15 protein-coding genes are annotated in these 9,693 nt (G+C 41.0%); all 15 read right to left on the bottom strand.

The features are described 5' to 3' along the window. Positions 1-45 precede the first annotated feature (45 nt). A complete protein-coding gene (rpsI, locus tag LI288_RS11925; RefSeq protein ID WP_227090544.1) occupies positions 46-456 on the bottom strand; it encodes a 30S ribosomal protein S9 in 411 nt (136 codons plus the stop codon). 22 nt (positions 457-478) lie between these two features. After that, the gene (rplM, locus tag LI288_RS11920; protein WP_022432696.1) at positions 479-907 is read right to left on the bottom strand and encodes a 50S ribosomal protein L13; all 429 of its coding nucleotides are present in this window, start codon (positions 905-907) and stop codon (positions 479-481) included. A 218-nt stretch (positions 908-1,125) separates the two neighbouring features. Next, positions 1,126-1,923 carry a tRNA pseudouridine(38-40) synthase TruA gene (truA, locus tag LI288_RS11915; protein WP_227090543.1) on the bottom strand — a complete coding sequence of 266 codons (798 nt, stop codon included), beginning with the start codon at positions 1,921-1,923 and terminating at the stop codon, positions 1,126-1,128. A 12-nt stretch (positions 1,924-1,935) separates the two neighbouring features. Continuing rightward, positions 1,936-2,751, bottom strand: coding sequence for an energy-coupling factor transporter transmembrane component T family protein (locus tag LI288_RS11910; protein ID WP_227090542.1), 816 nt, complete (start codon positions 2,749-2,751; stop codon positions 1,936-1,938). Positions 2,752-2,763: 12 nt separating this feature from the next. Next, on the bottom strand, positions 2,764-3,627 hold the full coding sequence (locus LI288_RS11905) for an energy-coupling factor transporter ATPase (RefSeq protein ID WP_022432693.1): 864 nt from the start codon (positions 3,625-3,627) through the stop codon (positions 2,764-2,766). 48 nt (positions 3,628-3,675) lie between these two features. Beyond that, positions 3,676-4,527, bottom strand: coding sequence for an energy-coupling factor transporter ATPase (locus LI288_RS11900; protein ID WP_022432692.1), 852 nt, complete (start codon positions 4,525-4,527; stop codon positions 3,676-3,678). A 139-nt stretch (positions 4,528-4,666) separates the two neighbouring features. Further along, complete coding sequence (locus LI288_RS11895) at positions 4,667-5,203, bottom strand: bL17 family ribosomal protein (protein WP_227090541.1); 537 nt, start codon at positions 5,201-5,203, stop codon at positions 4,667-4,669. A 165-nt stretch (positions 5,204-5,368) separates the two neighbouring features. Beyond that, on the bottom strand, positions 5,369-6,337 hold the full coding sequence (locus tag LI288_RS11890) for a DNA-directed RNA polymerase subunit alpha (RefSeq protein WP_022432689.1): 969 nt from the start codon (positions 6,335-6,337) through the stop codon (positions 5,369-5,371). 146 nt (positions 6,338-6,483) lie between these two features. Further along, positions 6,484-7,077 carry a 30S ribosomal protein S4 gene (rpsD, locus tag LI288_RS11885; protein ID WP_022432688.1) on the bottom strand — a complete coding sequence of 198 codons (594 nt, stop codon included), beginning with the start codon at positions 7,075-7,077 and terminating at the stop codon, positions 6,484-6,486. A 19-nt stretch (positions 7,078-7,096) separates the two neighbouring features. After that, positions 7,097-7,492 carry a 30S ribosomal protein S11 gene (gene rpsK, locus LI288_RS11880; RefSeq protein WP_022432687.1) on the bottom strand — a complete coding sequence of 132 codons (396 nt, stop codon included), beginning with the start codon at positions 7,490-7,492 and terminating at the stop codon, positions 7,097-7,099. A gap of 34 nt (positions 7,493-7,526) precedes the next feature. Then, the gene (rpsM, locus tag LI288_RS11875) at positions 7,527-7,901 is read right to left on the bottom strand and encodes a 30S ribosomal protein S13 (RefSeq protein WP_022432686.1); all 375 of its coding nucleotides are present in this window, start codon (positions 7,899-7,901) and stop codon (positions 7,527-7,529) included. Between the two features lie 250 nt (positions 7,902-8,151). Then, a complete protein-coding gene (gene rpmJ, locus LI288_RS11870; protein ID WP_003022746.1) occupies positions 8,152-8,265 on the bottom strand; it encodes a 50S ribosomal protein L36 in 114 nt (37 codons plus the stop codon). A gap of 139 nt (positions 8,266-8,404) precedes the next feature. After that, positions 8,405-8,623, bottom strand: coding sequence for a translation initiation factor IF-1 (gene infA / locus LI288_RS11865; protein WP_022432685.1), 219 nt, complete (start codon positions 8,621-8,623; stop codon positions 8,405-8,407). A gap of 3 nt (positions 8,624-8,626) precedes the next feature. Next, positions 8,627-8,905: a KOW domain-containing RNA-binding protein gene (locus LI288_RS11860; RefSeq protein WP_022432684.1), complete on the bottom strand. Its 279-nt coding sequence runs from the start codon at positions 8,903-8,905 to the stop codon at positions 8,627-8,629. 24 nt (positions 8,906-8,929) lie between these two features. Next, positions 8,930-9,688 carry a type I methionyl aminopeptidase gene (gene map / locus LI288_RS11855; protein ID WP_022432683.1) on the bottom strand — a complete coding sequence of 253 codons (759 nt, stop codon included), beginning with the start codon at positions 9,686-9,688 and terminating at the stop codon, positions 8,930-8,932. Positions 9,689-9,693 lie beyond the last annotated feature (5 nt).

Genomic DNA, 9,693 nt, shown 5'->3' with positions numbered 1-9,693 from the left:
GTGTAATAAATCGTATTGAATTGTATTCCAAAATACAATAAAATCCTATCTCTTTGAGAACTGTGGTGCACGACGAGCTGCCTTTAAACCATACTTCTTTCTTTCCTTCATACGAGGATCTCTTGTTAAGAAGCCAGCCTTCTTTAATAATGGACGGTATTCTTCTGAATCAACTTCAAGAAGAGCTCTTGAGATACCGTGTCTGATAGCACCAGCCTGACCTGTGTATCCGCCACCGTGTACATTTACAAGAACATCAAACTTTTCAGTTGTTTCTGTTAATGCTAAAGGCTGCTTTACAACAACCTTGAGTGTTTCAAGACCGAAATACTCATCAAGTGATCTCTTATTGATTGTAATGTTACCGTTACCCGGTACTAAATATACTCTAGCAATACTGCTTTTTCTTCTACCTGTTCCGTAGAACTTTCCGTTTGCCTTCTTAGCCACTGTCATTTCCTCCTTATTTGTCCTTTAATTAAAACTTTAAAACTTCCGGCTTCTGAGCTGCCTGATCATGATCAGGTCCTGCATATACATGAAGCTTTGTATACATCTGTCTGCCTAAAGGTCCCTTTGGAAGCATTCCCTTAACAGCGAGTTCGATAACTCTCTCAGGCTTCTTTTCCATCATTTCCTTTAATGTTGTTTCTTTCATACCACCAACATAGTCTGAATGATGATAGTAAATCTTCTGATCTAACTTCTTACCTGTAACCTTAACCTTATCAGCGTTGATTACGATAACGTTGTCACCACAGTCGATGAATGGTGTGTAAGTAGGCTTGTTCTTTCCTCTTAAAACACTAGCAACCTGTGATGCTAAACGACCTAATGTATAATCTGCAGCATCAACTACATACCATTTTCTTTCAACTGTTGATGCACTAGCCATATAACTTTTCATTGGTTTTCCTCCTGAAATGATTGCTTTTATTGCATTCTATTAATTCTAATATGATTGATATTAAATGCTTCTCCGGGGCTTTGGTTAAGCACTTAACTCATAGTTTAAGGACACGCACTTATGCCATGTCACATTTAACAATTATATAACACACGTCCGAGTGTGTCAATCTATTTTTCATCTGAAAATGAAATTTTTCCGGACTTATCCACAAAATCTTATGAAATTGAAGGATTATCCACAGCTCTATACTCCGCATCATCGCCGTCCACATACTCAATGTTCATCAGTGTCAGTCCCTGCGGCGGGGCAGTCTGCCCCGCCGCGGTACGGTCTTTGGCTTCAAGCATCTGCGCCACATCGTCTGCGCTTAACTGTCCCTTACCGACCTGAACCAATGTTCCTGCGATAATCCGCACCATGTTGTATAAAAATCCATTTCCGGTAATCCGTATCGTAAACATTTTTGCACCATAGGCATCCTGCTCTGAAATTTCAAGTCCATAGACATGCCGCACGGTCGTTTCCGTCTGTGTCCTCACACAGCAGAAGCTTTTAAAATCGTGTTCCCCGACAAGCAGTTCCGCCGCTTCCCGCATACGGACAGTGTCCAGTTTTCCAGGTACGTGCCATGCGTAATTGCGCTGCTGCGGAATCGGAAACGGGGTATTTAAAATTTTGTATTCATACGTCTTTTTGGTATTGCAGTGGCGCGGGTGAAAGTCACCTTTTACTTCACGGGATTCCAAAATGCTGATTTCTTCCGGCAGATACCGGTTTAACGCATAACAGAAGCGGGAACCGGGAATTGTCGATTCCGTATCAAAAACAGCCACATTGCCAAGTCCGTGCACGCCGGCATCGGTTCTGCTTGCCCCTGTGACATGCAGTTTTTCACCGGTCAGTGCATAAATTGCCGTATCCAGTTCTTTTTCGATTGTGGGCGCACTGGGCTGAATCTGCCAGCCGCTGTAATGCGTTCCGTCATATGCAACGGTCAGTTTAATTCTTTTCATACCTCTCTCCATTTAGATGACTCTGCCGCCCAGTGCCGTATTAATGCCAATCATCACTATCAGATACCCAGCCAGCACAAGATATGCGATTTTATCATTTTTGCCGTAGCGCAGTGGTTTCATTTTGGTTCGTCCCTCCGAACCGTGGTAACAGCGGGCTTCCATCGCCATTGCCAGTTCATTTGCACGGCGGAATGCCGAAATAAACAATGGAACCAGAATCGGAATCATTGCCTTTGCACGCTTCATCAGATTGCCGCTTTCAAAATCGGCGCCGCGCGCCATTTGTGCTTTCATGATTTTATCAGTTTCTTCAATCAGAATCGGAATAAAGCGCAGGGCAATCGACATCATCATGGCGATTTCGTGAACCGGTACATGAAATACTTTTAAAAATCCAAGTCCTTTTTCCAGTCCGTCCGTCAAATGAGTCGGTGTCGTAGTCAGGGTCATCAGCGATGAACCCATAATCAGGAATATCAGGCGCACCATCATAAATGCTGCCAGATAGATACCTTCTTTAGTAACCGTCAGTTTCCAGATGTGAAAGACCGGCGTTCCTTCCGTTAAAAACAGATTGAAAATGACACTGAACAGAATCAGTATTACAACCGCCTTTAAGCCTTTTACAATAAATTTAACAGGCACTTTTGACAATTTAATGACTGCCGCCAGAAATACGGTAACACCCAGATACAGCCACACGCTTTTTCCCAAAAAAAGCGTGATAATAAAAATCAGCGTTCCCATGAGTTTTACACGCGGGTCTAACCGGTGAATCACCGAATCTGTCTGATAATATTGTCCAATGGTAATATCTCTTAACATAAATTTGTGTTCCTATGCCTTTCCATGAATCCCTTGTAAATTCTTCAAAATGCTCTGTCTGGCTTCCTCTACGGTAATGGCATTGACATCAACGGCAAAGCCTGCATTTTTTAAATCATTCATAATATAAGTTACCTGTGGTGCCGCAAGACCGATCTGCTCTAATTCCCTGTATCCTGCAAAAATATGCTTCGGTGTGTCATCATACATCAAAACACCGTCATTCATTACCATAATGCGGTTCACATATTTTGCCACGTCTTCCATGCTGTGGGATACTAAAATCACCGTAATGCCGGTTTTTTCTTTTAAATCTTTAATGCTGTCTAAAATTTCATCTCTGCCCTTCGGGTCCAGACCTGCTGTCGGTTCGTCCAGTATCAGCACATCCGGGCGCATCGCAAGCACACCGGCAATCGCAACACGTCTTTTCTGTCCACCCGATAAATCAAACGGCGACTGGTAATACAGATTTTCATCCAGCCCGACAAGACGCAGCGCTTCAAATGCACGCAGTTCCACTTCCATTTTCGGCAGTCCCAGATTCTTTGGTCCGAAGCAGACGTCTTTAAAAATGTCTGTTTCAAACAGCTGATGTTCCGGGTACTGGAATACCAGTCCGACTTTACTGCGCAGCATTTTCATATCAAAATCTTTATCATAAATATCCATGCCATTAAAATAAATCGTACCGCTGGTTGCTTTCACCAGTCCGTTCAAATGTTGGATAAAGGTTGATTTTCCCGACCCGGTATGACCAATCAGTCCGATAAAGTCCCCGTCGTTAATGACACATTTTACATTTTTTAATGCCTGTTTTTCAAATCCTGTACCGATTTCATAGGTATAACTGATGTTATCAACAATAATGGACATTTCTTCCTCATTTCCACTGTATTTATACAGCAATGTTCTTTACACATTTTATTTCAACTTCATAAGTTCGTCAATCAATTCCTGATTGGTCAGGATTCCGCTGCGTATCGGAACGCCGCTTCTGCTTAATTCATAAGCCAGCTCTGTCACCTGCGGAACATCAAGCCGTAGCTGCTTTAATTCTTCTACCCTTGAAAAAATCTGGCGCGGTGTGCCTTCCATCACAACTTTTCCTTCATCCATCACAAAAACACGGTCGGCATCAATGACTTCTTCCATATAATGTGTAATCAGAATAACCGTTACGCCCTCTTTCCGGTTTAATTCATGCAGTACCCGCATGACATCTGCCCTGCCGTGTGGGTCTAACATTGCGGTCGGCTCGTCCAATATGATACATTTCGGCTTCATTGCCACAATTCCCGCAATTGCTACACGCTGTTTCTGTCCGCCGGATAATTTATTCGGCGACGCTTTCCGGTACTGATACATACCGACTGCCTTTAAGCTTGCCGCAACACGTTCCCAGATTTCTTCTGTCGGTACACCGATATTTTCCGGTCCGAAACCAACTTCTTCCTCCACCAGCGTACAGATAATCTGATTGTCCGGATTCTGAAAAACCATGCCGGCACGCTGACGGACATCCATGACGTTGTCTTCATCGGAAGTATCCAGTCCGTCTACTAAAATCGTCCCTTCTGTCGGAAAAAGAAGGGCATTGATATGTTTTGCAAATGTGGACTTTCCGGAGCCGTTGTGACCTAAAATGGCAATAAATTCTCCCGGCTGGATATCCATGTTAACGTGGTCCACGGCAGTTGTAATACCTTCCACATTACCTTCTTCATCACGTCTGATATATTCAAATGTAAGGTCTTTTGCTTTTACGATTCCCATAATTCTCCTTGTTTTTGCGGAGCAAAAATCCGAGCCCTCAAGCGAGGAGAGAATTTTTTCTCCTTATATTTCTGCAATATGTACAAAAAGGAAGCTATGCATCCGAAAACACATAGCTTCCCAATCATCTACAATAAAATTATACTAACTCAAGAAGTACTTCCATTGCAGCATCGCCTTTTCTTAAACCAATCTTAACGATTCTTGTATAACCACCCTGACGGTCAGCATACTTTGGAGCGATTTCATCAAATAATTTATTTGTAAGGTCAACTGTCTTTGTATTCTTCTTTCTTCCAGCAGCAGCTGTCGGAACTTCTGTTACCTTGTAGAGAACCTTATCCATCTGCTTTCTAGCATGAAGTCTTGAAGGTAAATCCTTCTTGATTTCCTTTTCTACAGTATCATAAACAGTAACTTTCTTACCGTCTACAACTTCCTTCACTCTCTTGCCTTCAGAATCCTTCTTCGGAACCTTTGCAGAAACTGTAACTGTTTCGTAGTTATCCTTTTCCTTTACAGCAAGTGTGATAAGCTTTTCAGCCATCTTGCGAACTTCCTTCGCTCTTGCTTCTGTTGTAATGATCTTACCGTTTTCGATTAATGCTGTAACCTGACTTCTTAATAAAGCCTTTCTCTGGCTTGAATTTCTACCAAGCTTTCTATACTTTGCCATTTTAAACCTCCATTTGTAACCCATATACATGCGCGTATGGACTTACTGCATATGCGTTTTCTCTACAAATATTCTACTATGAACGCGGATCTGCCGCATTACATACAACTACTTTACCGAACGTGTCTTTCACGCTCTGAATGGTCTGCCCTGTGGCAGTCTGCATTAGTCTTCGTTTGGACTAAGCTGTAAATTTAACTCTTTTAACTTTAAAAGTACTTCGTCTAATGACTTCTTACCAAGGTTTCTAACCTTCATCATGTCATCAGGTGTCTTATTGCAAAGCTGCTCAACCGTATTGATGCCGGCTCTCTTTAAGCAGTTGAAAGAACGAACTGATAATTCAAGGTCTTCGATACTCATAGACAGTACCTTGCTTGATTCATCTTCCTGCTGTTCTACCATAACTTCTGCCTTTGCAGCATTTTCTGAAAGATTAATAAACACCTTTAAATGCTCACTGAGAACCTTTGCGGCAAGGCTTAATGCCTCATCCGGTGCAATTGTTCCATTTGTGAAAATATCAAGTGTTAATTTATCAAAATCCGTATCCTGTCCAACACGTGTATTCTGTACAGACATATTTACACGTTCAACCGGTGTATAGATAGAGTCTACTGCGATAACACCGACAGGCTGGTCTTCTTTCTTATTCTTTTCTGAACTTACATAGCCTCTGCCGTTTGTAATTGTAAGTTCCATTGATAACTTGCAATCAGCACCGTTTAAGTGTGCAATTACAAGATCAGGATTAATAATTTCAATATCAGGATCAACCTGAATATCAGATGCCTTAACGACACCTTCGCCTACGAAATCAATATGTGCTTCCTTCGGTTCTACTGAACTGCTGTTATTCTTAATTGCTAACTGCTTGATGTTCATGATGATTTCTGTCACATCTTCCTTTACTCCTGGAATTGAACTGAACTCATGAAGGACGCCTTCAATCTTGACACTGCTTACAGCAGTACCAACTAATGAGGAAAGCATAATTCTTCTAAGGGAATTACCAAGTGTTAAACCGTAACCTCTCTCAAGTGGTTCTACTACAAATCTACCGTACTTGCCATCTTCAGACACATCTGTCATCTCAATCTTTGGCATTTTGAAATTAAAATCTGCGTCAACCATGTATAGCCCCTCCTTTTGGGTTTTAAAAGTTTTATTCTTGCAATTGTTATTTTAGGATATTATCAGTATACTCCTAAACTTGCTGTATCAGCCACCGGAAAGTGATACCGAATCCTCTTTCCGACGACTGATAGCAACAATCTAAATTACTTAGAATATAACTCGACGATAAGCATTTCGTCTACAGGAACATCAATAGCTTCTCTTGTAGGTAACTGTACAACAGTTCCCTTCAGAGCATCTCTGTCAGCTTCGAGCCATTCTGGAACGAGTCTGCCGTTTGTAGCTTCAAGAATTTCCTTATATCTTGTTAAAGACTTAGACTTTTCTCTGATTTCGATTACATCGCCAGCCTTTACTAAGTATGAAGGAATGTTAACGCTCTTACCGTTTACAAGTACATGCTTGTGATCTACAATCTGTCTTGCTTCTCTTCTTGTTCTTGCGAAACCTAATCTGAAGATAATGCTGTCAAGTCTTGATTCGAGCATAACCATAAGGTTTTCACCAGTCATACCCTTCATCTTTTCAGCCTTCTTATAGTAGTTTCTGAAAGGCTTTTCTAATACACCGTAGATGAACTTAGCTTTCTGCTTTTCGCGAAGCTGCATACCATACTCGCTAATCTTTCTTCCGGCATTCTTAGCCTTTCTTCTTGATTTCTTATCTATTCCTAAATATACAGGATCTAAGTCAAGAGAACGACATCTCTTGAGCACAGGTGTTCTATTCACTGCCATCTTAACATTTACCTCCTAATTAAACTCTTCTACGCTTTGGTGGACGACAACCATTATGTGGAACAGGAGTAACGTCCTTGATACTTGTAACTTCAAGACCGCAAGCAGAAAGTGCACGAATAGCAGCTTCTCTACCTGAACCAGGTCCCTTAACCATAACGTCTACAGACTTTAATCCGTGAACTAATGCAGCCTTTGTTGCTGTTTCAGCAGCCATCTGTGCAGCGTAAGGAGTAGATTTCTTAGAACCTCTGAATCCAAGTCCGCCGGCACTTGCCCATGATAAAGCATTACCTTCTGCATCTGTTAATGTAACAATTGTATTATTAAAAGAAGACTGAATATGAGCCTGTCCTCTTTCAACGTTCTTCTTAACACGCTTCTTTGTCACTTTTTTTGTAACCTTTTGAGCCATTTCTAACCTAACCTCCTATTAAAAGTCTTCCTTATTACTTCTTCTTGTTTGCAACTGTCTTCTTCGGACCCTTGCATGTTCTTGCATTAGTCTTAGTCTTCTGACCTCTGCATGGAAGTCCTTTTCTATGACGGATTCCTCTATAGCAACCGATTTCTTTTAATCTCTTAATATTCATGGCAACTTCACGTCTTAAGTCACCTTCTACTAAATGTTCAGGATCTGCATCAATCACCTTAGCGATTCTTGCAACTTCCTCATCTGTTAAATCCTTAACGCGAGTATCAGGATTTACCTGAGCTGCCTCAAGAATCTTTGTTGCTCTAACTCGGCCGATACCATATACATAAGTAAGACCGATTTCAATACGTTTTTCTCTTGGTAAGTCTACACCTGAAATACGAGCCATGTGTTCTTTAACCTCCGTTAATCAAAAAATGAATAGTTATTTTCTTAATTCTTTGTAATCCAGACCCCATACGCAGCTCGTCATTGCTGACGCCTGAAATGTGTGCGCAGTTTTCATGAAATTACTTATATAAAAGCTATAAACCTTACAACATAGCCGAGCGGTTCATAGCTGCAGCCGCATTATTACGAATAAATATACCGATACCTGTGTGTATACCTATTCTAAAATGCACAAACAAGCCGGGTAATTAACCCTGTCTCTGCTTATGCTTTGGGTTTTCACAGATAATTCTGATGCTACCCTTTCTTTTAATGACTTTGCACTTTTCACAAATTGGTTTTACTGATGATCTAACCTTCACTGCAAAAGCCTCCTTTCAGACAAGTTCGTTATATATTGTAACACAAGTATTTTAAAAATAGCAAGAAAATTTTAGCATAATTTTATATAAATTATGCCGATATTTCCATGCATTTTTTATATAGTTTTACCAACCGTTTCTATTTATCTCTCCAGATAATTCTGCCCTTACTTAAATCGTATGGTGAAAGTTCAATTGTTACCTTGTCACCCGGTAAGATTCGTATAAAGTTCATTCTTAACTTTCCGCTGATGTGTGCAAGCACCTGATGTCCGTTTTCTAATTCTACCTGAAACATCGCGTTTGGAAGTTTTTCAACAACGGTTCCTTCGATTTCAATTACATCTGCCTTTGACATTTGTCATTCCTCCTTATTGCTGGAAATATAAAGTTTAATTGCTTTTTTTATATCTTCATTTTGAATGCTGATATGATTGTTATGCTTTGACTCTAAATTGCTGTCCTTTTTTTTGATAACCTGAATATGCTTTATTTTCTTTTTCTTCGGGCTGTCTATAAGCTTATTCTTACCGTCCGTCAAATATGCATACTCAGAATCCATCTTTTTTATGATATATACAGTTTCTTTGTCATGTCCTGCAAGAGATTTTGCAAAACACCATTGTAATTCTTCATTCATAGAAAATCTCCTGTATTCAAGATTTTATTCTTCTACCAGAGATAATATCTCCGGTCCGTTCTTTGTAACAAGCACTGTATTTTCATAATGGGCCGCTAAAGAATGATCGGCAGTCACTACTGTCCAGTCATCGTCAAGCCATTTCACTGCATATCCGCCTGCCGCAACCATCGGCTCTATGGCAAGTGTCATACCTTCGTAAAGCTTAATACCTCTGCGCTCCTGTGTGAAATTCGGTATCTGCGGGTCTTCGTGGAGTTCTGTTCCGATTCCGTGTCCCACCAGATCACGGATCACGCCGTACCCGTAGCTTTCATTGTATGCAGCAATTGCATTTGAAATTTCATGTAAATGACAGCCTTCTTTTGCAAACTGAATGCCTGTAAAAAAACTCTGTTTTGTAACTTCAATCAGCTGCTGTGCCTCTTTGCTAATCTCTCCGACGCCGACTGTTCTTGCGGCATCTGAGTGATACCCTTTATAAATAACACCTGCATCCATGCTGACGATATCTCCCTCGTGAAGAATCCGCTTCTTGGATGGAATTCCATGAACCACTTCTTCATTCACGGATACGCAGATGGATGCCGGAAACCCGCCGTAGCCTAAAAATGACGGTATGCAGCCGTAGCTGCGGATCATTTCCTCGCCAAGCTGGTCAATCCGGTGTGTTGTCATTCCGGGTTTAATTTCTTTGGAAAGTTCATTTAAAACCGTTCCGAGAATCTTTCCTGCTTCCCGCATTAATTCGATTTCCCTGTTGGACTTTACTGAAACTGACATTGCTT

Source organism: Lachnospira pectinoschiza (assembly GCF_020564355.1).
Classification (GTDB): domain Bacteria; phylum Bacillota; class Clostridia; order Lachnospirales; family Lachnospiraceae; genus Lachnospira; species Lachnospira intestinalis.
The sequence above is the reverse complement of the archived record's forward strand: the minus strand, read 5'-3'. Positions and strand labels throughout refer to the sequence as shown.